The sequence below is a fragment of the Streptomyces sp. NPDC004542 genome, assembly GCF_040610035.1.
Taxonomy (GTDB): Bacteria; Actinomycetota; Actinomycetes; order Streptomycetales; family Streptomycetaceae; genus Streptomyces.
The window spans coordinates 1-22,742 of record NZ_JBEXLP010000085.1 but is presented as its reverse complement, the minus strand read 5'-3'; the positions used below and the strand labels follow the sequence as shown (position 1 = coordinate 22,742).

20 protein-coding genes and 2 pseudogenes are annotated in these 22,742 nt (G+C 71.0%); 7 read left to right on the top strand and 15 right to left on the bottom strand.

Features of this window, described 5'->3' with window-relative positions; genetic code table 11:
• Positions 1-137 precede the first annotated feature (137 nt).
• Positions 138-740: a sugar O-acetyltransferase gene (locus tag ABZX30_RS31140; RefSeq protein WP_355939493.1), complete on the top strand. Its 603-nt coding sequence runs from the start codon at positions 138-140 to the stop codon at positions 738-740.
• 151 nt (positions 741-891) lie between these two features.
• On the opposite strand, the pseudogene ABZX30_RS31135 reads toward ABZX30_RS31140, so the two are convergent.
• The 7 genes and pseudogenes from ABZX30_RS31135 to ABZX30_RS31105 all read right to left on the bottom strand — a co-directional run.
• A pseudogene (locus ABZX30_RS31135) lies at positions 892-1,059 on the bottom strand (LuxR family transcriptional regulator); the annotation flags it as partial.
• Positions 1,060-1,803, bottom strand: coding sequence for a respiratory nitrate reductase subunit gamma (narI, locus tag ABZX30_RS31130; protein ID WP_355939490.1), 744 nt, complete (start codon positions 1,801-1,803; stop codon positions 1,060-1,062).
• Positions 1,800-2,522 carry a nitrate reductase molybdenum cofactor assembly chaperone gene (gene narJ, locus ABZX30_RS31125; protein WP_355939487.1) on the bottom strand — a complete coding sequence of 241 codons (723 nt, stop codon included), beginning with the start codon at positions 2,520-2,522 and terminating at the stop codon, positions 1,800-1,802. The genes narI and narJ overlap by 4 nt, the downstream gene beginning before the upstream one ends.
• On the bottom strand, positions 2,519-4,171 hold the full coding sequence (gene narH, locus ABZX30_RS31120; RefSeq protein ID WP_355939484.1) for a nitrate reductase subunit beta: 1,653 nt from the start codon (positions 4,169-4,171) through the stop codon (positions 2,519-2,521). The genes narJ and narH overlap by 4 nt, the downstream gene beginning before the upstream one ends.
• The gene (locus tag ABZX30_RS31115) at positions 4,171-7,827 is read right to left on the bottom strand and encodes a nitrate reductase subunit alpha (protein WP_355939510.1); all 3,657 of its coding nucleotides are present in this window, start codon (positions 7,825-7,827) and stop codon (positions 4,171-4,173) included. The genes narH and ABZX30_RS31115 overlap by 1 nt, the downstream gene beginning before the upstream one ends.
• Positions 7,828-8,062: 235 nt before the next feature.
• Entirely contained in the window at positions 8,063-8,440 is a 378-nt protein-coding gene (locus ABZX30_RS31110; protein ID WP_355939481.1) for an STAS domain-containing protein, read from the bottom strand.
• Between the two features lie 105 nt (positions 8,441-8,545).
• Positions 8,546-8,908, bottom strand: coding sequence for a DUF488 family protein (locus tag ABZX30_RS31105; RefSeq protein WP_355939478.1), 363 nt, complete (start codon positions 8,906-8,908; stop codon positions 8,546-8,548).
• A gap of 200 nt (positions 8,909-9,108) precedes the next feature.
• On the opposite strand from ABZX30_RS31105, the gene ABZX30_RS31100 reads away from it, so the two are divergent.
• Positions 9,109-9,891 carry a uracil-DNA glycosylase gene (locus ABZX30_RS31100; RefSeq protein ID WP_355939475.1) on the top strand — a complete coding sequence of 261 codons (783 nt, stop codon included), beginning with the start codon at positions 9,109-9,111 and terminating at the stop codon, positions 9,889-9,891.
• 379 nt (positions 9,892-10,270) lie between these two features.
• On the opposite strand, the gene ABZX30_RS31095 is transcribed toward ABZX30_RS31100, so the two are convergent.
• Positions 10,271-11,254: a zinc-dependent alcohol dehydrogenase family protein gene (locus ABZX30_RS31095; RefSeq protein WP_355939472.1), complete on the bottom strand. Its 984-nt coding sequence runs from the start codon at positions 11,252-11,254 to the stop codon at positions 10,271-10,273.
• A gap of 511 nt (positions 11,255-11,765) precedes the next feature.
• Between ABZX30_RS31095 and ABZX30_RS31090 the strand changes: the two genes are divergently transcribed.
• Together ABZX30_RS31090 and ABZX30_RS31085 are read left to right on the top strand one after the other, a co-directional pair.
• Entirely contained in the window at positions 11,766-12,455 is a 690-nt protein-coding gene (locus ABZX30_RS31090) for an alpha/beta fold hydrolase (protein WP_355939469.1), read from the top strand.
• Between the two features lie 107 nt (positions 12,456-12,562).
• Complete coding sequence (locus tag ABZX30_RS31085; RefSeq protein ID WP_355939466.1) at positions 12,563-13,198, top strand: TetR/AcrR family transcriptional regulator; 636 nt, start codon at positions 12,563-12,565, stop codon at positions 13,196-13,198.
• A gap of 204 nt (positions 13,199-13,402) precedes the next feature.
• Here ABZX30_RS31085 and ABZX30_RS31080 read toward each other — a convergent pair whose 3' ends face one another.
• Positions 13,403-13,900, bottom strand: a complete 498-nt coding sequence (locus ABZX30_RS31080) for a nuclear transport factor 2 family protein (RefSeq protein ID WP_355939463.1) — start codon at positions 13,898-13,900, stop codon at positions 13,403-13,405.
• A 214-nt stretch (positions 13,901-14,114) separates the two neighbouring features.
• Here ABZX30_RS31080 and ABZX30_RS31075 point away from each other — a divergent pair, with 214 nt between their 5' ends.
• A complete protein-coding gene (locus ABZX30_RS31075; RefSeq protein ID WP_355939460.1) occupies positions 14,115-14,852 on the top strand; it encodes an SDR family oxidoreductase in 738 nt (245 codons plus the stop codon).
• A 61-nt stretch (positions 14,853-14,913) separates the two neighbouring features.
• Here the strand turns inward: ABZX30_RS31075 and ABZX30_RS31070 are convergent, their stop codons facing one another.
• A complete protein-coding gene (locus ABZX30_RS31070; RefSeq protein WP_355939457.1) occupies positions 14,914-15,249 on the bottom strand; it encodes a hypothetical protein in 336 nt (111 codons plus the stop codon).
• Here ABZX30_RS31070 and ABZX30_RS31065 point away from each other — a divergent pair.
• A complete protein-coding gene (locus ABZX30_RS31065; RefSeq protein ID WP_355939454.1) occupies positions 15,140-15,925 on the top strand; it encodes a crosslink repair DNA glycosylase YcaQ family protein in 786 nt (261 codons plus the stop codon). The genes ABZX30_RS31070 and ABZX30_RS31065 overlap by 110 nt on opposite strands.
• 113 nt (positions 15,926-16,038) lie before the next feature.
• On the opposite strand, the gene ABZX30_RS31060 is transcribed toward ABZX30_RS31065, so the two are convergent.
• The 5 genes and pseudogenes from ABZX30_RS31060 to ABZX30_RS31040 all read right to left on the bottom strand — a co-directional run bounded on the left by ABZX30_RS31060 (position 16,039) and on the right by ABZX30_RS31040 (position 21,129).
• The gene (locus ABZX30_RS31060) at positions 16,039-16,665 is read right to left on the bottom strand and encodes an HD domain-containing protein (protein WP_355939451.1); all 627 of its coding nucleotides are present in this window, start codon (positions 16,663-16,665) and stop codon (positions 16,039-16,041) included.
• 150 nt (positions 16,666-16,815) lie between these two features.
• Positions 16,816-17,445 (bottom strand): annotated as a pseudogene (locus ABZX30_RS31055) (transposase); the annotation flags it as partial.
• Between the two features lie 119 nt (positions 17,446-17,564).
• Positions 17,565-19,088: an aldehyde dehydrogenase family protein gene (locus ABZX30_RS31050; protein WP_355939448.1), complete on the bottom strand. Its 1,524-nt coding sequence runs from the start codon at positions 19,086-19,088 to the stop codon at positions 17,565-17,567.
• Between the two features lie 94 nt (positions 19,089-19,182).
• Positions 19,183-20,463, bottom strand: coding sequence for a GAF domain-containing protein (locus ABZX30_RS31045; protein ID WP_355939445.1), 1,281 nt, complete (start codon positions 20,461-20,463; stop codon positions 19,183-19,185).
• Between the two features lie 66 nt (positions 20,464-20,529).
• A complete protein-coding gene (locus ABZX30_RS31040; RefSeq protein ID WP_355939443.1) occupies positions 20,530-21,129 on the bottom strand; it encodes an N-acetylmuramoyl-L-alanine amidase in 600 nt (199 codons plus the stop codon).
• A 563-nt stretch (positions 21,130-21,692) separates the two neighbouring features.
• Here ABZX30_RS31040 and ABZX30_RS31035 point away from each other — a divergent pair.
• Positions 21,693-22,592, top strand: coding sequence for a DUF4232 domain-containing protein (locus ABZX30_RS31035; protein WP_355939440.1), 900 nt, complete (start codon positions 21,693-21,695; stop codon positions 22,590-22,592).
• Positions 22,593-22,742 lie beyond the last annotated feature (150 nt).

The following is a 22,742-nucleotide window of genomic DNA, read 5'->3' as shown; positions in this document are numbered from 1 at the left end:
GCTCGTCGCTGAGCTGATCCACGCGGTCCCAAAGGGATCACGGTGGTTCCGTCACGCACGTAGGCTCGTCATGCGCGCGGTCGACCGAGAGCACGCCGGGCCCGTCGCCCGGGAACTGACGAAGGGAGCGTTCCGCTGTGACGCATGCTCAGGAGGAAGAAGTCCTGGCCCGGATCGCCAAGGGGCTTGTCTACACGGAGTCGGAAGCGGCTTTCCAGGGGCCCCGGCGGCGCACCGATCAGATATTCGCGTACAACCACACACCACCGGGCGAGACCGAGAAGCGTCGGTCGCTGCTCGTCGCGATCTTCGGCTCGGTCGGTGAACGCACCGCGCTGCTGCCGCCGTTCCACGCCGCCTTCGGCAGCAACGTCCACATCGGCGACGACTTCTTCGGGAACGTGAACCTCACGTTCGTCGACGACGTGGACATCCGGATCGGCAACGATGTCATGATCGCACCCAGCGTGACGCTGACCACGACGGGACACCCGGTCCATCCCGCGCGACGCGCCGACTTCGGGCGCTTCTCGGAACCGATCGTGATCGAGGACAAGGTGTGGATCGGCAGCAACGCGGTGGTACTGCCCGGCGTGCGTATCGGATACGGCTCGGTCATCGGCGCCGGCAGCGTCGTCAGCCGCAGCATCCCCCCGATGACCATCGCGGTCGGGACCCCTTGCCGGGTGGTCCGCGCCATCACGGACGAGGACCTCCACACACGTACCGCAGGCCGTTAGCCCCCCACGCCGCGCCTGGTCATGGGCGGCGGAGCGGCACCCGCCCTCGGCGAGAGACGGGCTGAGTCGGTCTTCACGCGGGGGCGCGGATCGGCGGGTGCCGCCGGCGTGTGGCGGCGACCGCCGATCACACCTGCTGGAGACGCCGCGGTCAGGCGGACCTGGCGACGGTCAGTAGTGCGGCGGCATCTTCGAGGGCCGCCGGACTGTGACGGGCCGGCGGTACGAGGAGCAGGTCGCCGGCCATGCCCTCCCATACGTCGTCGCCGCTGTGCAGACGTACCCGGCCACGCAGCACGAGGACGATGGACTCGCCGGGTCAGTAGCGGACGCCGATGCGGCGCCAGCGGCGTCCGCTGGTGCCCGGTTCGGTGGGGTGGGCGGCGGTGCGAGAGCGGTAGAGGACGAACGGGCGCCACAGGTACCACAGCGGGACGCTCCAGGCGTGCACGAGCCGGGTGAAGGGCCACACGGCGAGGATGGCCCAGGCGGCGGTGGCGTGGACCTGGTAGATCAGCGGGGCGTGGGAGATCGCGGCCACGTCCGGATTGCCGGCGAACAGGCCGCGGAACCACAGGGCCACGCTCCGGCGGTAGTCGTAGCCGGCGCCGAGGAGGTTGATGCCCACGGTGGGGATGATGCCGAGCACGATGACGACGGCGAGCAGGATGAGGGCCACCCAGTCGACGGGGCCGGTGGTGGCACGGACCTTGGGCACGGTGGTGCGGCGGAAGGCGAGGATCACCACGCCGAAGGCGACGGCGAGCGCGGCGGAGGTGCCGCCGATGGAGGAGAACCAGCGGTAGGTGTCCTCGGGGACACCGAGCCACCGGGTGAACGACTCGGGGACGAGGATGCCCATGACGTGGCCGGCGATGGCGGCGAAGGTGCCGTAGTGGAAGAGCGGTCCGCCCCATTTCAGCAGGCGGCGTTCCTGCAACTGGGTGGAGCGGCTGGTCCAGCCGAACTGGTCGTAGCGCCAGCGCCAGACGTGGCCGACGACGAAGGTGACAAGGGCGAGGTAGGGCAGGATGACCCACCACCACAGGTCCCAGGAACTCACCGGCCCTCCTCTGCGCTCAGGAACGCTCTCTGTGTCGGGTACGCGGGCGGTGCCGGATGTCCGGGCAGGGCGAACGGCTCCAGGCCGGTCTGCTCCGGAGGGCCGAAGGGTTCCAGGCCGACCTGTTCGCCCGGTGGTCCCTCGGCGGCCGGCCTTCGCCAGGCGTCGCGCTCCCGGCGGGCCGGTTCGGGCAGCCGGCCGCAGAGCGTGTCGAGGACATCCGCGTAGGGGGTGGAGTACTCGTGGAGCGCCTGCCGGAGGAATTCGAGACCTGCCTGGCACTGCAGCAGGATGCGGTGGCCGGGCTCGGGGACGAGGGCGGCGAACTCCAGCATCAGCTGCAGGAAGTCGGGCAGCTCCGCCTCGGGTGGTTCGTGGCCGGCCCGGCGGTAGGTGTGTTTGAGGGCGAGCAGGGCCATACCGCGGGCGCGGGTGTCGCCGTGCCGGTAGTAGGTCAGGTGCAGACTGCGGTGGCGGGTGTGGTCGAAGGTGCCGACGTACCGCTGGGCGGCCTCGGTGGGGGGCAGGTGCAGCAGGTGGTCGCGGGTGGTGGCCAGCCGGGCGCGGTCGGCCGGGTCGGCGACGGCGGGCAGTGCGGCGGCGATGTCATCGAGGCAGGCGAGCATCGTCTCGTCCGGGTAGCGCAGGAGGAGTGAGGCGATGCGGTGCACCAGGGGGGTGTCGGCCGCCGGGCGGCGGGCGCGGCGGCGGGAGATCACCGGCGGCTCCCGTCGCCGAAGAGGCCGGGGGCCGGGCCGGTGCCGTTCCAGCCGAGGAGGTTGAAGCGCACCTTTCCGTCGCCGTCGCGGAACCGGCTGCCGCCGCCGGACGGGTTCAGGCCCGGCAGGGGTGGCGGGGCGGGGGTGAGCTGGGCTTCGTCGTGGGCGGCGGCGGCCGCAACGCCGGGGTGGTCGAGGGAGCAGTGCTGGGCCATCAGGGCGCCCGAGCCCTCGGCGTGCACGCGGGGGATGACGTAGCGGTCGTCGTACTTGGCGATGGCCAGCAGCCGGTACAGGTCCTCGATGTCGTCGGCGCTTGCGCCGACCTGGCCGAGGAGGTCCTGGTCGGGCGGGTCGCCGAGCTGCTGGGCGCGCATGTGGGCGCGCATCGCGGTCAGTTTGCGCAGCACGCGCTCCACCACGGTGGTGTCGCCGGCGGTGAACAGGTTGGCCAGGTACTCCATGGGGATGCGCAGGGCGTCGATGGCGGCGAAGACACGGTCGGGGTCGTCGTCGTGGTAGCCGGTGGCGTGCACCGCGTCCGTGACGGGGGACAGGGGCGGGACGTACCAGACCATGGGCATGGTGCGGTACTCCGGGTGCAAGGGCAAGGCCACCCGGTGCTTCTTGATCAGCGCGTACACCGGGGAACGCTGCGCGGCCCGGATCCAGTCGTGGGCGATGCCGTCACGCTCCGCCGCCGCCTGGACCTCGGGGTCCTCGGGGTCGAGGAACACCGACAGCTGCGCCTCGTACAGCTCCTTGTCGTCCTTCACGGAGGCGGCATCGAGGACGGCGTCGGCGTCGTAGAGCATGACACCGAGGTGGCGCAGCCGGCCTACGCAGGTCTCGGAGCAGATGGTGGGCTGCCCGGCCTCGATACGCGGGTAGCAGAAGGTACATTTCTCGGCCTTGCCGGTGCGGTGGTTGAAGTAGACCTTCTTGTACGGGCAGCCCGACACACAGAACCGCCAGCCGCGGCAGCGGTCCTGGTCGACCAGGACGATGCCGTCCTCCTCCCTCTTGTACATCGCCCCCGAGGGGCAGGAGGCCACGCAGGAGGGGTTGAGGCAGTGCTCGCAGATGCGCGGCAGGTAGAACATGAACGCGTGCTCGAACTCCATCCGCACCCGCTCCGACAGGCCCTTCAGATTCGGGTCGGCGGTGGCGTACCCGGCGGCTCCGGCGAGGTCGTCGTCCCAGTTCGGGCCGTGCACGGGGCGCATGTCGCGGCCGGTGAGCTGGGATGTGGGGCGGGCGCTGGTGAAGCTCTCGGACAGCGGCGCGGTGGTCAGGCTCTGGTAGTCGTAGGTCCACGGCTCGTAGAAGTCGTCGAGGGAGGGCAGGTCGGGGTTGTAGAAGAGGGTGGCCAGCTTGCGCAGCCGGCCGCCGGCCTTGAGTCTCAGCTTGCCCCGGCGGTCCAGGGTCCAGCCGCCCTTCCACTTCTCCTGGTCCTCGTACTGGCGCGGGTAGCCGCCGCCCGGTTTCGTCTCGACGTTGTTGAACCAGACGTACTCCGTGCCCGGACGGTTGGTCCAGGTCTGCTTGCAGGTGACCGAGCAGGTGTGGCAGCCGATGCACTTGTCGAGGTTCATCACCATCGCCACCTGCGCCATACAGCGCCCGATGGTGCCCGTGGCACGGGTCATCAGAACTCCACCTCCTGGCTGCGCCGCCGGATGACGGTGATCTCGTCCCGCTGGTTGCCGGTGGGGCCGATGTAGTTGAAGCCGTAGGAGAACTGGGCGTAGCCACCGATCAAGTGGGTGGGTTTGATCAGCAGGCGGGTGAGGGAGTTGTCGCCGCCACCGTGCAGGCCGGAGGTCTCCGTCCTCGGCACGTTCAGGTGCCGGTCCATGGTGTGGTACATGTACACCGTGCCCTCGGGCATGCGGTGGGTGACCACCGCGCGGCAGGCGACCACACCGTTGCGGTTGTACGCCTCGATCCAGTCGTTGTCCGCCACCCCGATCTTCTCCGCGTCCAGCGGGCTCATCCAGATCACCGGGCCGCCGCGGAAGAGCGTGAGCATGTGCAGGTTCTCCTGGTACTCGGAGTGGATCGACCACTTCGAGTGCGGGGTCAGGTAGCGCACCACGAGCTCCGGGTGGCCGCCCGATGAGCGGGTCGGGGCACCGAAGAGGGCCACCATGTTCAACGGCGGCCGGTAGACGGGGAGTTGTTCACCGAACTCGGCCATCCAGTCATGGTCGAGGAAGAAGTGCTGGCGGCCGGTGAGGGTGTGCCAGGGCTTGAGCCGTTCGACGTTCACGGTGAACGGGGAGTAGCGGCGGCCACCGGACTCGGTACCGGACCACTCCGCCGAGGTGATCACCGCGCGGGGCTGGGTGCGGGTGTCGTCGAAGGTGATGCGGTCGCCGGAGCGTTCCTCCGCCAGGTCGGCCAGGTCCACGCCGGTGCGCTCCTCCAGTGCGCGCAGCGACTTGACGGCCAGGCGGCCGTTGGTGGTGCCCGACAGAGCGAGGATCGCCTCGCAGAACTGGTCGTCGCGGGCGATCGAGGGACGCCCGTCGGCGACGCCGCCGCGCACGGTTCCGTTGCGGCGGCGCAGGTAGTCGATCTCCTCATCGGGCTTCCACGTCAGGCCCTTGGTGGTGGTGCCGAGACGGTCCAGCAGCGGGCCGACGGCCGCCATCTTCTCGGCCACCGCTGCGTAGTCGCGCTCCACCACGACCAGCTTCGGCATCGTCCTGCCCGGTACCGGCTCGCACTCACCGGCCTTCCAGTCGCGCACCCGCCCGTGCGGCTGCGCCATCTCGTCCGCCGTGTCATGGGCGAGTGGAGCGGCGATCACATCCCGCCGTACGCCCAGGTGCACGGCGGCGAGCCTGGCGAACTCGGCGGCGACGGTGTGGAAGACGTCGAAGTCGGTACGGGTCTGCCAGGGCGGTGCGATGGCGGGGCTGAAGGCGTGCACGAAGGGGTGCAGGTCGGTGGAGGACAGGTCGTACTTCTCGTACCAGGTGGCGGCGGGCAGCACCACGTCGGAGAACAGGCAGGTGCTGGTCATGCGGAAGTCGACGGCCACCGACAGGTCGAGCTTGCCGACCGGGGCCTGCTCGCGCCAGGTGACGTCCGCGGGGCGCAGATCCGGCGGGGTCTCGGTGGCGGTCACGGCGTCGTCGGTGCCGAGCAGGTGCCGCAGCAGGTACTCGTGGCCCTTCATCGACGACGCGAACAGGTTCGCCCGCCAGATGAGCAGAACACGCGGGAAGTTCGCCGGATCGTCGGGGTCCTCGGCGGCGAAGCGCAGCCTGCCGGCCTTCAGCTCCTCGACGACGTACTCCGGTACGTCCTTGCCGGCCCGCTCGGCCTCGTCGCACACGTCGAGCGGGTTGCGGTCGAAGGCGGGGTGGGAGGGCATCCAGCCCAGCCGGGCGGCCAGCGCGTTGCAGTCCGGCAGGGTACGTCCCGCCAGTCGGCCCTGTCCGAGCGGACTGGCCAGCGTGTCCGCGCAGAACGCCTCGTAGCGCCACTGGTCGGTGGCCAGCCAGAACAGCGGCGTGCCCACCATGTGCCGGGTCGGGCGCTGCCAGTCCAGGCCGAACGCGAGGTGGAACCAGCCGGTCAGCGGGCGTACCTTCTCCTGGCCGACGTAGTGCGCCCAGCCGCCGCCGTTGACGCCCTGGCTGCCGGTGAGCATCAACAGTGACAGGAACGCGCGGTAGATCTGGTCGGAGTGGAACCAGTGGTTGGTGCCCGCCCCCATCGCGATCATCGAACGGCCGCCGGTGCGCTCGGCATTGCGGGCGAACTCCCGAGCCACCCGGGCGGCGGCCTTGGCCGGGACCGAGGTGATCGCCTCCTGCCAGGCCGGTGTGTACGGGCTGTGCGCGTCGCCGTGACCGGCCGGCCACTCACCCGGCAGGCCCTCGCGGGCGACGCCGTACTGGGCGAGCACCAGGTCGAAGACGGTGGTCACCAGGTGCCCTCCGACCCGTGCCGCCGGCACACCGCGCCGCAGCACCCCGCCGGACTCACCGGCCCCTGCGTCGAAGCGCGGCAGGTCGACGGCCACCGCCTCGCCGTCCGGCCGGCCGTGCAGGGACAGCAGCGGATCCGCGCCCTCCAGGTCCAGGTTCCACCGGGGGCCACCGTCCCGGGACGTCCAGCGGAAACCCAGCGACCCGTTCGGCACCACCGGTACGCCCGTGCCGGCATCCAGCAGCACCGTCTTGAAATCGGCCGCCTCCTCCGCACCGTCCCGGCCGGGAAGGTCGGCGGCGGTGAGGAACTTCTCCGGCACGTACCCGCCGCCGTCGCGCTCACGCAGCCGCACCAGGAACGGCAGGTCGGTGTAGGTCTTCGCGTACTCGGTGAAGTACGGCACCTGCCGGTCGCGGTAGAACTCGGTCAGGATGACGTGGCCCATGGCCATCGCCAGCGCGCCGTCCGTGCCCGGGGCCGCCGCCAGCCAGTCGTCGGCGAACTTCGTGTGGTCCCCGTAGTCCGGGGAGACCACCACGACCTTCTGCCCCTTGTAGCGGGCCTCGGTCATGAAGTGCGCGTCCGGGGTGCGCGTGATGGGCAGATTGGTGCCCCACACGATCAGGTAGCCGGCGTTCCACCAGTCGCCGGACTCCGGCACGTCCGTCTGGTCCCCGAACACCTGAGGCGAGGCCATCGGCAGGTCGGCGTACCAGTCGTAGAACGAGGAGATCGTGCCGCCGATCATCGACAGATACCGCGTCCCGGCCGCGTAGGACGCCATCGACATCGCCGGAATAGGGGAGAACCCCACGATCCGGTCCGGACCGTACCGCTTGACGGTGTGGACCTGTGCCGCCGCTACCAGTTCGGTGACCTCGCGCCAGTCGCAGCGCACGAACCCGCCCTTGCCCCGGGCCCGCTTGTAGGCGGCGCACCGCTGCGGGTCCGAGGTCAGCCACTCCCACGCCTCGACCGGATCCGCGTACCGGGTCTTCGCCTGCCGCCACAACTGGAGCAGCGGTCCGCGCACGTACGGGTAGCGGATGCGGGTGGGCGAGTAGGTGTACCAGGAGAACGAGGCGCCGCGCGGGCAGCCGCGCGGTTCGTACTCCGGGGAGTCCGGCCCCACCGAGGGGTAGTCGGTCGCCTGCGTCTCCCAGGTGATCAGTCCGTCCTTGACGAACACCCGCCAGGAGCACGATCCGGTGCAGTTCACCCCGTGGGTGGAGCGCACCTCCCGGTCGTGGCGCCACCGCTCCCGGTAGAACTCCTCCGCCGCCCGGCCGCCCTCGCGGTACAGCATCCGCCGGTCGGGTGACTGGGTGCCGGGGAAGAAGTACTGCGCCGTACGCATCAGCCGCTCGGCCGCGGCACCGGCCCGGTCGGTGCTCACACCATGTGCCTCCTCAGCTGCCGCAGCCGCCTGTTCGTGCCGTGTTGCGCCCCGATGCCTCGCGTGACCGGCCCTGGGAGCGGTGGCCACCATGCTCTGCCGACGGCCGTGCCGAACCCGGCAGACACTCCGGCAGCTCGTATACATGGCAGCCCCAGGCGTCGGTGCACGGCGTACGGCCGCTCCTCTGAGCGTGTCAGGCTGCCGGCGAGGGTGCGGACTGCGTCGCTTCCGCTGCCGAGGGGTAGATCTCGTAGCTCTCGCGCGTGCCGCTCAGGTCGAAGATCCTCATCAACCTGCCGGAGACGGACGCGATACGCAGGGAGCCTTCGTGTTCACGGATGCGTTGGGTGATCGCCACGATCACGCCCAGTCCCACCGAATCCATGAAGGTGACGAACCCCAGGTCCAGGACGAAGTGTCGGTGTCCCTCATCGATGAGCTCGATCACGCCTTCCCGGATCATGGGGGTGGTGTGGGCATCCAGCTCACCGTCGGCCTCGACGACACTCCAGCCGTTGACCACGTCGTAGCTCACCATCACGTTCTCGTGCCGGATGATGTTCGTTCGCATTGCCCTTCCTCTTCACATCTGCGCCCGCCGAAGCGAACAGCGCACGATGCCCGGCCCGGTGTGGCCAAGATGACCGGCCCGTACTCGATCGCGGCTTGCTGCTGGTCAGTTTTCCTTGGTCAGCCAGTCGGCCAGGACAGCGGCCTGGCTGTGGTCCACGTCCTTGGTGGCGGTCAGGAGCATGAGTCTGTCGTGCGCCGCAAGGTCGCGCAGATGTTCGACCGCCTCGCGGTGCCCGGCGTCCCGCAGCTCTGCCAGGTAGCGGCGGCGGAATTCGGTGAAGCGGCTGGGCTCGTGGCCGTACCATTTGCGCAGTTCGCTGGAGGGTGCGACATCACGCAGCCACTCGTCCAGATGCGCGTCCTCCTTGCGCATGCCCCGGGGCCAGACCCGGTCGACCAGTACACGTTTGCCGTCCTTCGGCGCGGTCTCCTCGTAGACTCTGCGACAGGTGATCTGTTCGGCCATGATGGTGCCCTTCCGGATCGGTCGGCCGCACCGGCCTTGAGCGGAATGAACCACGCGCCCTCTGAGCGGATGGTCCAGATTCGTCCATTTTATCGGGGACGGTTCATACGAACCCGTCGGGATCCCGTCGGGTCAGTCGCCGTCGACGCCCGGGCGCGGAGCGGTGGCGTCCCGTACGGCGCATTGACGAGGAGCAGTTTGTGCCCAGCCGACGTCTTCCGCCCGAGTCACCCGATTTTCCCGCACGAACGGCTCCCCGGGTGAGTTCTGCGAGCGAATTGGACGCGGTGGTGGCCACCTGCCGGGCGTGTCCGCGCCTGGTGGCCTGGCGGGAGGAGGCCGCTCGCGTCAAGCGCGGAGCGTTTCGGGACTGGGAGTACTGGGCGCGCCCCGTGCCCGGTTTCGGCCCGCCGGACGCGGCGCTGGCCATCGTCGGTCTGGCCCCGGCCGCGCACGGCGGGAACCGCACCGGGCGGATCTTCACCGGTGACCCGTCCGGCGACGCGCTGTATGCCGCGCTGTACGACATCGGGCTGGCCTCCCAGCCGGTTGCCGCCCACCGGGGCGACGGTTTGGAGCTGTACGGGGTGCGGATCACGGTACCCGTGCACTGCGCACCGCCCGACAACCGGCCCACCACCGGCGAGCGCGATACCTGCCGCCCGTGGCTCGCCCGCGAACTTGATCTTCTGCGCCCCACCCTGCGGGCCATCGTGGTGCTCGGCGGCTTCGCCTGGCAGGCGCTGCTGCCCGTGCTGACGGACGCGGGCCGGCAGCTGCCGCGCCCTCGCCCGGCCTTCGGGCACGGCGCCGAAGTCCTCCTCACCGACGCAAGCGGTGAACAGCAGGTGTATCTGGTCGGCGGATACCATCCGAGCCGGCGCAACATGTCCACCCGGACCCTGACCCCCGCCATGCTCCGCGACGTGCTGCAGCGGGGTGCCGTTGTCGCCGGGCTCCCATCCGAACGGCAGCACCCGTAGCTCCCCGCGCCCTCCTCACCCGGCCCCGAGTGCGGCCGGCGGTCCGGGCGCCGCTCACGGGTGTCGGCGGGTCGCCGCGTTCGTGAGCGGGCGGCTCGTGGGTGGTGTCCTTCGGAGCTCTTCGGTCCGCGAACGGTCCGGCGGGAACCCTCGTGAAGGGCAGACGGTAGCGTTGAGAACCCCATTGACTACACTGGGTATCCTTCATGTCGGGTTGCCTGGAGCACCTCGACCGGCTCATCTGGCTCCGGACGGTCCTTGCGCGTCCGGAGCCCTGTGGGCGGGTCGGTAGGCGATGCTCTTGAGTTCGGTGTACCGGCCCAGCCCGACCGGTCCGTATCCGCGGCCGATGCCGCTGCCGGACCGGTCGCGCTGCACCTCAGCCGACATCGATCACGATCTTGCCCTGGGCGGTGCCGCTCTCCACGGCCGCGTGGGCGTCGGCCACGTCGGCGAGGGTGAAGTGCCGGGGGTCGAGCAGGGGCTTGAGCGCCCCGGCGTCGGCGAGGGCGGCGGCCTCGCGCATGATCTCCCCGTGGTGCTCCCGGCCGCGCCCGGTCAGCAGGGGCAGCAGGGTGAAGACGCCGGAGTAGGTCGCCCCGCTGAAGGAGAGCGGCGCGATGCTGTGGGTTCCCCAGCCCAGCGCGCTCACGACGTGGCCCGTGTAGGTGCGTACCGCCGTGAAGGAGGCGTCGAGCACGGGCCCTCCGACGGTGTCGAAGACGACGTCGAAGCCCTCGCCGCCGGTGTGCTCGGCGACGTACTCCTCCACGGAGGTGGCGGTGTGGTCGATCGGCGTGGCCCCGAGGCGCTCGACGGTCTCCAGACGCGCGGGCGAGGCGGTGGCGAAGACCTCGGCACCGCGGGCGCGGGCGATCTGCACGGCCACGTGGCCGATGCCGCCGGCTCCACCGTGGATGAGGACCTTCTGCCCGGCGTGTACCTGCGCCCGGTCGACCAGGCCCTCCCAGGCCGTGATGAAGACCAGGGGCAGGGCAGCGGCCTCGCGCGGGGTGAGAGCGGCCGGCTGGCGGGCGATCAGGCGGACGTCGACGGCCGCGTACTCGGCGAGTGAGCCCTGTACGTCACCGACGCCCCCGGTCATGCCGAAGACCTCGTCGCCGGGCGCGAAGCCGTGGACGCCGGGGCCGGCTTCCTCGACCACGCCGGCCAGGTCCAGGCCGAGCACGGCCGGCAGCGTTCGCCGGGCATGGGCGGCCTTGCCGGCCCGGATCTTGGTGTCCAGCGGGTTGACGCCGCTGGCCGTCACCTTCACCAGCACCTGACCCGGGCCGGGAACGGGCTTGTCGATCTCGCCGAGGACCAGCGGGGTGGCGAACTCGTGGAGAATCACTGCGCGCATGACTGCGCCTCTTTCCTGTCGTACGGGGTGGATGTGGGCCGGTGCGTGAACCGGGTGTGACCAGGTGTGGCCGGCAACCAGCAGGCGTGCCGCGGCCTTCGCCTCCTCCACGACGGCGCGGTTGGTCGGCGTCGCGGGCGACGCCTCGCGGCTGGTTCGCGACCGCGCGTGCGGTGAAGCCCTGCTCGGGCAGTGCGGCGAGGGCGCCGTTCGAGCTCGACGACTCGGTGAACGCTCCGTGCACGAACATGATCGTCGGCTTGGCCGAGGTGGCCGTGGTGATGTTCATGGCTGGCTCCTCTTCGTCTGCGCGGGCATGTGACGAGCCTGTTCCGACGCCGGGCCGCTCGCATCCGTGGGTCCCCGGTGTTCGGGCCCGGGCACGGCACGGGGGACCGCGTGCCGAAGATGATTCTAGACATGTTGTTGGACAGTGTGTCCAACATCGCTTAGGCTCCGACGACAGCGCGGTTCAGCGCCTTCTTCATCCGGACTTGGGAGTGGAATCGCAGTGAGTGCCGGTGGAACAACCCGTCCTGCTCTCCTCCTGGTGCACGGGGCGTGGCACGGCTCGTGGTGCTGGGAGAGACTGACCCCGGTGCTCGAAGCCGACGGCTGGACGACCCGGACCGTGGACCTCCCCAGCGCCGGGTCGGGGGCCGGCGTGCGGGACGACGCGCGCGTGGTGCTGCAGGCACTGGCCCGGATCGACGGCCCGGTGGTCGTGGTCGCCCACTCCTACGGCGGTGTGCCCACCACCCAGGCCGTCGCCGAGGCCGCCGACGTTTCGCACGTCGTGTACCTGGCGGCCTACCAGCTCGACGTTGGCGAGAGCCTGCTCAGCCACCATGGCGCGCCCCCGCCGGCGGATCCCGGCGGGTTCCAGGCCGTGCCGGACCATCCGGTCCCGATGTTCTACGCGGACGCCCCCGCGGCCGACGCGGAGGCGGCCGCCGGGCGCCTGGTACCGCAGAGTGCGAGGTCCTTCAGCGACACGCTGACCGCGGCCGGGTGGCACACCGTCCCCTCGACGTACGTCGTCTGTGAGCAGGACCAGGCGCTCCCGCCGGGCGACCAGGAGCAGCTCGCCGTCAGGTCCGGCTCCGTCCACCGCATCGCGAGCGGTCACTCGCCGTTCCTGTCGATGCCCGGGGAGTTCGCCCGCCTTCTGGCGAAGATCGCGTCCGGGTCGGCCGGCTGAGCCGTCTCCTGGACGCCGACGGGGGTGTGACCCCCATGGCCCGACCGGCCCCGAACCGTGCCTCCTCCCCCGCGCAGGCCCTTTCCGCAGCTCCGTAGGATGGCGCCATGGCTTCCACCACGCGACGACGTTCCACCGCGGCCGACCGGCGGGCCGCACTCGAGGAGCGCATGGTGTCCGCGCTCGAGGAACTCCTGCGGGGCGGTCTGACCTACACCGAACTGAGCGTCGAGCAGATCGCGCACGCCGCGGGGATCTCGCGGTCGACCTTCTACCTCTACTTCCGCGACAAGGTCGACGTCCTGCTGCGGGTGAGCGGTTCGCTCAGGACCCGGAGCTACGAGATCGCGGAGGCGTGGGAGCCCTGCGGGCCCGACGGCGGCGCCGACGGCCTGGCCCGCACCTACGAACAGATCATGCGGCACTACCGCGAGCACGCGGCCCTGCTGTCGGCCATCCACGAGGTGGCCGCCTACGACCCCGCGGTCCGCGACTCGTGGTCGGCGCACCAGGACCGCTTCGTCGACAACACGGTGGCGGTGCTGGAGGAGGAGCAGCGGGCCGGCCGCACGCCCGCGGACATCGATCCGCGGCTCGCCGCGCGGGTGATCGTCCAGGGGGGCGGCGAGGTCATCACCCGGCAGGTGGTCGGCGGCGACGGCGGCGACGACGCCGACGTCGCCCGGGAACTCGCCCACGGCTACTGGCACGGCGTGTACCGCCGCCCGGCGCTCGGGAACTGACAGCGGTCGCCTGCCGCCGCCCGGCCCGCCGCACTCACCCGGCAACGGGGAAGCGATACGGACGTGCGGCGGGAAACCCCTTCAGGGCGCCGGGATTTCGAACTCCGCGCGGTCCGCCCGCCCGCCGGGTCGGCGATCCGCTGGTTCGGGACCGTGAGCAGCCTCGTCACGGACGCTCTCCCGCCCCCGCGCGCGGCGCCCCGGTCAGACCCCCGGAATGACATACGGCACGTCCAGCAGGATCCGGTGCCCCACGATCTTCCCCTCGCCGTCGATCCGGCGCAGGTCGGTGTCGTAGTACCCGGACTCGATGGGTTGCACGCTGCCCTGGGAGCCGAAGGTACCCTCCGCCCAGCCGCCCTCGGGGCGCGCGGCGGCCTCGACGCGGAAGACGATGAACTGGGCGTTCATGTGGGCACGGTCACCGTCGACCTCGATGATGTGGTCGGCGGTCACATGGTGGCTGGAGCCGCCCACGGGGTGCGGGGCCAGGTAGTGGTCCACCGCGTACTCCACGGCCGCCCCACCGATCATGGGCGGCGCGACCGGCGCGACCGGCGCGTGGGTGCCGGGGCCCGTCCTGGAGAAGCTCTGCACGACCGCGTCGTCGGTGAACAGCGCCCCCTGAGTCGTGCCGTCGCGCTGGTCCGTGGCCCGTACGTAGCGCGCCAGAACCTCCTGGATCTTGCGCTCGTCGCTCATGGCGGCCCTCTCCTGTCGTACCGGGAGACCCGTCGGGGCTCCGGCCGGTGTCTCCCAGCGGTTCCCCCAGCCTCCACCCGCGCCCCACGACGATGAAGGGACCGTGAGCCTGGGTGCGGGGCACCCAGGCTCACGGTCCCTTCCTCACCCCCCGCCGATGCGGTGAAGTCGAAGGCGCGGCAGTCGCCGTCTTGGTGCATCTGAAGGAGCACGCATGTCCACGCCAGCAGAATCGAAGACCATCCTGATCACCGGCGCCAGCAGCGGCATCGGCGAGGCCACCGCGCGCCAGCTCGCCGGGCTCGGCCACCGGGTGCTCCTCGGTGCCCGCCGGACCGACCGCCTTGCCGCCCTCGCCGGAGAGCTTCGCGCGGTCGGCGACTCGGTCGCCCACCGCGAACTCGACGTGACCAGTCTGGACTCCGTGCGCGCCTTCGCCGCCGCCGGCGTGGAGGAGTACGGCGGTGTCGACGTGCTGATCAACAACGCCGGCGTGATGCCGTTGTCACCGATCGAGGACCTGCGCATCGCCGAGTGGGAACAGATGATCGACGTCAACCTGCGCGGGGTGCTCCACGGGATCGCCGCCGTGCTGCCTCAGATGCGGCGGCAGGCGGGCGGCCACATCGTCAACGTGTCGTCGGTGTCGGGGCACCGGGTGGATCCGACCGCCGCCGTCTACAGTGCCACCAAGTTCGCCGTGGCCGCGGTGTCGGAGGGGTTGCGGCAGGAGAGCCGGGACATCCGGGTCACCGTCGTCAGCCCCGGATTCACACAGAGCGAGTCGACGCACCGCGGTGGCTCGCCGGAAGCCCAGGGTGCCGCCCGGAAAGCGGCTGAGCAACTGGCGATCCCCGCCTCGGCCATCGCCGACGCGATCGCCTTCGCCATCGACCAGCCGGCGAACGTCGACGTCAACGAACTGATCGTGCGCCCCACCGCACAGGGCTGACGGCCGAGGCGCTCGGCCGCTCCGTGCCTGGCGGTGGGAGGGTCGGCGGTGACGTCGGTGGTCACTGCGTGAATGACGGGCCCGGTACCTCGGCGCCCGGGGCGCCGGGCCCTGGCGTCATGCCGGCGAGCAGGCGCAGGCACTCCTCCGAGGCACTGCCCGGCAGCGCGTGGTAAGTGACGAGAGTCTGCCGGTGGACGCCGGGCACCAGCAGCTTCTCGTAGCGCAGTTCCAGAGGACCGACCTGGGGATGCTGGAACAGGCTCGCCGAGACGGAGCAGATCGCCGTGCGCGCGCTCGCCGCGCGCGGGGAGGCGACGGCCGCCGAACTCGCCGGCGACGATCCCCGCCTCAGTACGACGGTCGTCCTCGCGGCGGGCAAGAAGTACGAGGGCACGCAGAAGGTCGCGAGCAGACTGCTGCTCCTGCTCGCCGCCGAGGGCCGCGTGGTGCGGGGCCGGCCGCGCGGATCCTGGACCTCGCACCAGTACCGCTGGGCACCGCTGACCGACTGGTCACCCGGCGGTCTCGCCGAGTGGGACATCCACGAAGCTGAGGAAGAACTGGCCCGGCGCTGGCTGCGCGCCTACGGTCCGGCCACTGCGGACGACCTGCGCTGGTGGGCGGGGTGGACCAAGACTCAGGTCAAGCGCGTGTTGACAGCACTCGAGCCGGTCGAGGTCGATCTCGGCACCGGCACGACGGGTCTGCTCCTGCCCGACGACCTGGAGGAGACCGAGCCGCCGGGGCCGTGGGCCGCGCTCCTGCCGGCCCTCGACTCCACCCCCATGGGCTGGCACGAACGCGACTGGTTCCTCGGCGACCACGGCCCGCGCCTTTTCGACCGGGCGGGGAACATCGGCCCCTCGCTGTGGTGGGACGGCCGCATCGTCGGCGGCTGGGCCCAGGACAGCAGTGGTGAGATCGTGTGTCGCTTCTTGGAGGACGTCGGTGCTGACGCCGAGGCGGCGGTGCGCGCGGAGGCGGAACGCCTCGTCGTCCCCCTGGGCGACGTCAGACTGAGCGCCCGCACGCGAGGGCGTACGTGGCTGGAGGACGAGCTGGCGGGGTAGCGTCAGAGAGGCCGTAGGGAGGTGGGGGCCGGTGGACGCCGACCCCCACCTGCGTCTCGTCGCGACCGGAACGCAGACCTGAGCGACGGGTGGCGGCGGGCGTACGGGAAAGGTCACTTGACGTAGTGACGGGAGGTTGGACCGTGCCGTGCGGACCATTTTGCGTGCCGTACGGCAATCGGCTCAGCAGCTCTTCGGCCGCTGCGGTGAGGGGTGTTGACCGTCCGTGCGCTGCGCGCCCTGCGAGTGCGGGCCCTCAAGGGTCCGGCGAAGGTGGGGCGGTGTCTGTGTCCTCGCCCGGCCTGCCCGACGGCCGACAACCCGGCTGCCGCAGCGGCCGCATGGGCAGCGTCAAGTGGGGAACACCCCGACGTCCTGGCATCCACACACGACCGCCGAAAGTACGCGGCCAGGGACACACCACACGCCCACTGCCGCTCGCGCAGATACGTCTCCTGGCTGACCAGCCAGTCCGCCAGGCTCACGACACCTGTCTCCAGGAACGCCGCCGACGCCTCCAGCCGTTCGGGTGGCGCCGGGCGCCCGAGCGCCTCGAAGACGGCACCGATGTGAGCAGCCCGTTGCCGCGCCCGGGCCGGACCGCCCAGCAGGTCCAAGTTCGCCGGGTGGAGGCCTGTGAGTTCGTGGAAACGACCGCGGTGGCCCCCGATGATCTCCCCGACTTGCCGCAGCGCCGCGTTCACCGAGTCGTCGCCCTCCCCAAGCCCAAGAGCCGCCAAGACCTCCTTCCGTTTCCAACCCCGCCCAAGCCGCGCGGTTGCTCCATGATGTTGCCCAACAGCGCGGGCGAGGTCCTCATCTGGAGGCGTTCTTCGGCTGCGTGTACCACGCGGCGACGCGGTCGGCGGAGGTCATTCACCTCCGCCTCGATGGGTGCCGCCGGCGGGGTCGGTCCGGATCAGTGTCTGGCGTCCCCGCCGCAGGTGTCTGGGTAGTCGTGCCAGGGCGAGCCGGGTGGTGGTGATGTGGTCGGCGGCAGAGTTGGAGCCTGCGTTGCCTGGCCGCAGCAGGGCGGCCACCGGTTCCCCGGAACCGGCCGGCCCGTGGTCGATGTAGGCGACCAGCGGATGGTGGCCGAAGGACTTCTTCCGGCTCGCGGTGGCGTCCTGCTTCTCGGAGTGCGCGAGGGCCAGCATCCCGTCAATGCCCACGACGTCCTTGCCGTCGGTGGCCGGACTGCTCGCACCGGCCGGTTCCCAGACCCGTGTTCGGGCTTGGGATCGTGCGTCCCGAATCGCCGCGAGAGCGTGAGGCCCGGCCGCGGCGAGGGTGTCGATCAGACGGGAGACCGTCGGATCGGAAGCCACTGGGCCCAACACCTCCGGATCGGCCCGCCGCATGGCGACGTCTGCCAGACAGTCTCCGCCGAGTGCGACGGCCAGGGCCACATCCAGCAGGATCCTGCCCGGATCGTGCACGGCTCGCGGCTTGTGCCATGGCGTGAGTCCCGCTGATATCACCGTGCCCAGGAGGGACTTGCGGGCTGTCTCGACCAGCAGGCCCGGGCTCCTTTCCTGGCAGCTGACAGGACTCTCGACACATCCCCTCGTTGCAGTTCAGAGGCACTCTCCATTTATTTGATCAAGACCCGGACAGGCCTACTCACGAAAGCGCGAGGCTAGAAGAAGCCCAGCTTCTTCGGCGAGTACGACACCAGGAGGTTCTTGGTCTGCTGGTAGTGCTCCAGCATCATCTTGTGCGTCTCGCGGCCGATTCCGGACTGCTTGTATCCGCCGAACGCCGCGTGCGCCGGGTACGCGTGGTAGCAGTTCGTCCAGACACGGCCCGCCTGGATGGCGCGGCCCGCGCGGTACGCGGTGAAGGCGTCGCGAGTCCACACACCGGCGCCGAGACCGTACAGGGTGTCGTTGGCAGTCTTGACGGCGTCGTCGAAGTCGTCGAAGGAGGTGACGGAGACGACCGGGCCGAAGATCTCCTCCTGGAAGATCCGCATGCGGTTGTCGCCCTCGAAGATGGTCGGCTGGACGTAGTAACCACCCTTCAGCTCGCCGTCGTACTCGATGCGTTCACCGCCGGTGAGGACCCGGGCGCCTTCCTGCCGGCCGATGTCCAGGTAGGAGAGGATCTTCTCCAGCTGGTCGTTGGAGGCCTGGGCGCCGATCATCGTGTCGGTGTCGAGGGGATGGCCGGGCTTGATCTGCCGGGTGCGGGCGACGGCGGCGTCGAGGAACTCGGCGTAGTGGCCGCGCTGGACGAGGGCGCGGGACGGGCAGGTGCACACCTCGCCCTGGTTGAGCGCGAACATGGTGAAGCCCTCGAGGGCCTTGTCGCGGAAGTCGTCGTCGTGGGCCCAGACGTCGTCGAAGAAGATGTTCGGTGACTTGCCGCCGAGTTCGAGGGTGACCGGTTTGATGTTCTCGGAGGCGTACTGCATGATCAGCCGCCCCGTGGTGGTCTCCCCGGTGAACGCCACCTTCGCCACGCGCGGGCTCGACGCGAGCGGCTTGCCCGCCTCGACGCCGAAGCCGTTGACGATGTTGACCACGCCCGGCGGCAGCAGATCCGCGATCAGGCTCATCCAGTAGTGGATGGAGGCCGGGGTCTGCTCGGCGGGCTTGATGACGACCGCGTTGCCCGCCGCGAGCGCCGGGGCGAGCTTCCAGGTCGCCATCAGGATCGGGAAGTTCCAGGGGATGATCTGCGCGACGACCCCGAGCGGCTCGTGGAAGTGGTACGCCACCGTGTCCTCGTCGATCTCGCCCAGCGAACCCTCCTGCGCGCGGATCGCACCCGCGAAGTACCGGAAGTGGTCGATGGCCAGCGGGATGTCGGCGGCCAGCGTCTCCCGCACCGGCTTGCCGTTCTCCCAGCTCTCGGCGACCGCCAGCGGCTCGAGGTGCGCCTCCATGCGGTCGGCGATCTTCAGCAGGATGTCGGAGCGCTCCGTCACCGACGTGCGTCCCCAGCCGGGCGCGGCCGCGTGCGCCGCGTCGAGCGCCCGCTCCACGTCCTCCGCGGTGCCGCGGGCGATCTCGGTGAACGGCTGCCCGTTGACCGGCGAGGGGTTCTCGAAGTACTGCCCCCTGGCGGGCGGCACGCACTCGCCGCCGATGAAGTGGTCGTAGCGCGCCTGGTAGGAGACGATCGCGCCCTCGGTGCCGGGTGCCGCGTAACGGGTCATGCTGGCCTGCCTCCCGATGAAGCGCTGCCCGCCGTTGGGCAGCTTCCGGCGCGAGGCTAGGAACCGGAACGTTGCGAGGACGTTGCGCGGCCGGTCAGCGTGCCGCCCGACTTGGCGGAGCCGCGGGTTCCGCCGCAAGTTCCGACTCCAGCGCCGTGAGCCGTGCCCGTACCGCCGCCGTCGGCCGCACCGCCGCGAGCGCCCGCCACACCTCGAGGTCGTCCTCTCCCCAGAGGGCGTGCGCCCAGTCGGCCAGCAGGTCGGGGTCGCGGCGGGCGATCAGCGCGGCCCGCAGCCCGTCGGCCAGGCGTCGCCTCAGCCGCACCACGGCGGGGGCCTGTGAGGTGGGCAGCAGCGGGCCCCCGTACGCCGCGGCGGCCGCCGTGACCGCGCCCGCCCGCAGCCGCCGTTCGACGGCCGTGACATCCGACTCGACGGGAGCCGTCAGCCGGTAGGGCCGGGAAGCGAGCAGTCCCGGCCCGAGCAGCCTGCGCAGCCGGGCCAGTTCGGCGCGCAGGGTCACCGGTGGCACCGACTCGTCCTCGTACAGCGAACACAGCAGTTCGTCTCCGGTCATCCCCTCGGGATGGCGGGCCAGCAGCACCAGCAGTTCGCTGTGCCGGCGGGTGAGGACGATCCGGCGGCCGTCCAACCGGAGCACGGCCTCGTCCCGGCCCAGCGCGGTCAGCGCGCGCGCCTCGCCGGCGGGCCCGGGCGGCGCGAGCAGGGCGAGCTGCGACTCGGCGGCGCGTGCCACCGCCTGTACGAAGCCCAGGCTGTGCGGGTGTGCCAGCCCGTCCCCACCCGTGATGTCCACCGCGCCGAGCACCCGGCCGCTGCGCGGATCGTGGACCGGCGCGGCCGCGCAGGTCCACGGCTGGACCCGCCGGATGAAGTGCTCCGCGGCGAACACCTGCACCGGCCGGTCCACGGCGACCGCCGTACCCGGCGCGTTCGTGCCGACCGCGGTCTCCGCCCAGCGCGCGCCCGGGACGAAGTTCATCCGGTCCGCCCGGCGCCGGGTCGCCGGGTGGCCCTCTACCCAGAGCAGCCGGCCGTTCGCGTCGCACACCGCGAGCAGATGCTCGCCGTCCGCGGCGAACGGCCCCATCAGCTCGCGGAGCAGCGGCATCACCCGGGCCAACGGGTGCTCGGCGCGGTAGGCGCCCAGGTCCCCGTCGCTGAGTTCGACGCTGGCGGTCCCGTCCGGGCCCACGCCGGCCCGCGCGCTGCGCCGCCACGAGTCCGCCACCACCGACCGCACCGGCCGCGGCACGGTGCCCGCCGTGGTGAACGTCTCGTGTGCCCGGCGCAGCACGCGGACGCGCTCGGCGGGGTCGGTCCCGGGCTCAAGGGCCACCCATGGATCGGTCAACGGGGCCTCCCGGACGACGATGCGGCTGGGGACATCGTCACTCGGGGTGGTGACCCGGACAACCGGTCAGGCGAAGTTGACCAGTCTGATGTAGCGGACCCAGTCCCAGTCGGGCCCCGGATCGATGTGGTCGCTGCCCGGTACCTCGTAGTGGCCGATGATGTGGGCTCGGTCCTTCGGGATGCCGTACGTGTCGCAGACCGCCGCCGCCAGCTTCGCCGACTGCTCGTACAGGGCGTCGGTGAAGTAGGCGGGCTGGTCCGTCCAGCCCTCGTGCTCGATGCCGACGCTGCGGGTGTTGTAGTCCCAGTTCCCGGCGTGCCAGGCGACGTTCGCCTCGCGCACGCACTGTGCGACGTGCCCGTCGGCGGAGCGCACCAGGTAGTGCGCGGACACCGCCTTCTGCGGGTTTTGGAAGATGGCCAGGGTGTCGGCGTACGTCTCCTGGGTGACGTGGATGATCACGCGGTCGATGGGGTAGGTGCCGGGCCGGCTCGCGGTCGTGTAGTTGGAACTGGTCGCCGGCTGCCACTCGGCCCCCGGGTAGTCGACGGCTTCGGTTCGGGTACCGGTCTGTGGGGCGGGCAGCAGTGCCTGGGGGACGGCGGTGAGCGCCGCGCCCTTGAGCAGGTGTCGTCTGGTGGGCAGTGGTCTGTCCCGGTCCATGCTGGTGGTCGCCTTCCGGAGTGGAGGGTGGGTGGGGGAGCGGGCTGCGTGATCGGGGCACGGTCGGTCGCGGAGGGCCGCGGCCGTTTCGCACCGCCGGCCGCGCGGCCATGCCGTGCGGATCCCGGCCACGCAGATGTCGCTGGGCTCGCACATGTTGGCCAACGGCCCTGCGGCCGTCCGCGTTGCGGACCGACACGCGTCCAGCCCAGCGAACCCGCAGTCACCTCGCGCAACGTGACGGTGTCGTGCGACAGCCCCTCAGACGTCTCTCCCGACATGTGTTTCCCCCGCCCGGACGTGTCCCCTCGTGCACTCTCCGCGCCGCCGTCCCGAGTCCATGGCGGCCGCGCCTGACGTGAATCACGGTAGGGCGCCTGCCGGTTGTGCAGGAGACCGGCGGACTTTTCCGTGGACGACCGAGGAGTTGGGGACAACTCCGCCACCCGGTCGAGTGAAGTCGTCCGGGTACTTCTCCCGGTCCCGCCCCTGTGACGGTCCTGTGACCGGAGGAGTGGCTTCCATCACAGCCCACTGTGGCCAGGTACTGATCCACTCGGTGGATGCGTGCCGCCCCCGCCATCGTGTCGACTGCCGTCGCCGGCGTCCTTCTCCTGGTCACCTCGTGCTCCCGAGCCACCGGTCTCGCGGTCCCGTCCGGCAGCCCCTCGTGCGGTGCGCGACTCTCCTCGGGACCCGCCGCGTCCGCCGAGCCGGCCGCGGAGCCGTCCACCGGGCCGACGGCCGATGTCCGCATCAGCGCCCCGGGTGGCGACGGCACGCACGACTGCGGCTGGTTCCAGGTCACCAACCATGCGACGCAACCGCTCACCTACACCATCACCTTCGCCTTCGTCTCCGGCGGTGGGTCACCCGTGTCCGGCACGGAGCGGATCGTGCCGAACGTCGGCCCCGGACGGACGGTGACCGGCACGGTCGGCACGAGCGACCTGCCGCCGGGCGGGCGGGGCTGGTCGGGAGTGAGCATCAAGAAGGTGCGCAGCGTCCCCGCCGACGAGGCCCCCGCGCCGGGCGGTCCCTGCCCGTCCTCGGGACTGCGGCTGTACGCCGACGAGGGCGCTGCCGCCATGGGCCTCCGTGTGGTGGGCCTGCACCTGGTGAACTGCGGGACCCGGCCCCAACGGCTCACCGGCTACCCCCGTGTCAGCCTCCTCGACGAGGATCACCGTCCGGTCGACGGGGTGCGGATCCTGCACGGTGGCTCGGCCATCGCCTCCGGCACCGGCGCGGACGGCCCGGCCCGCCCCCTCTCCCTGAAACCGGGTCAGAGCGCGCACGCGGGGCTGGTCTGGCGCAACACCGTCCTGTCCGGCACTGCGGTCGGCGTCCCCTACGTCAGGGTCTGGGCGAAGCCGGGCGCCTCACCGGTGATGGTCACACCGGAGCTGGACCTGGGCACCACCGGGAAGCTCGCCGTGGGTCCCTGGAAGCGGGACGCCTAGTACTGCAACGACACTCCGTGATGCCCTCTGCGTTGGTAATGACTGATGCGGGCTGGTGCTTGGCTTCTTCTTCGCCATAGTGACCATGCGAGTACGTGCTGGGTTCGGTGGCGGATCGGAGAGGAGATGCGGTTGAAGAGCCGCCGGGCT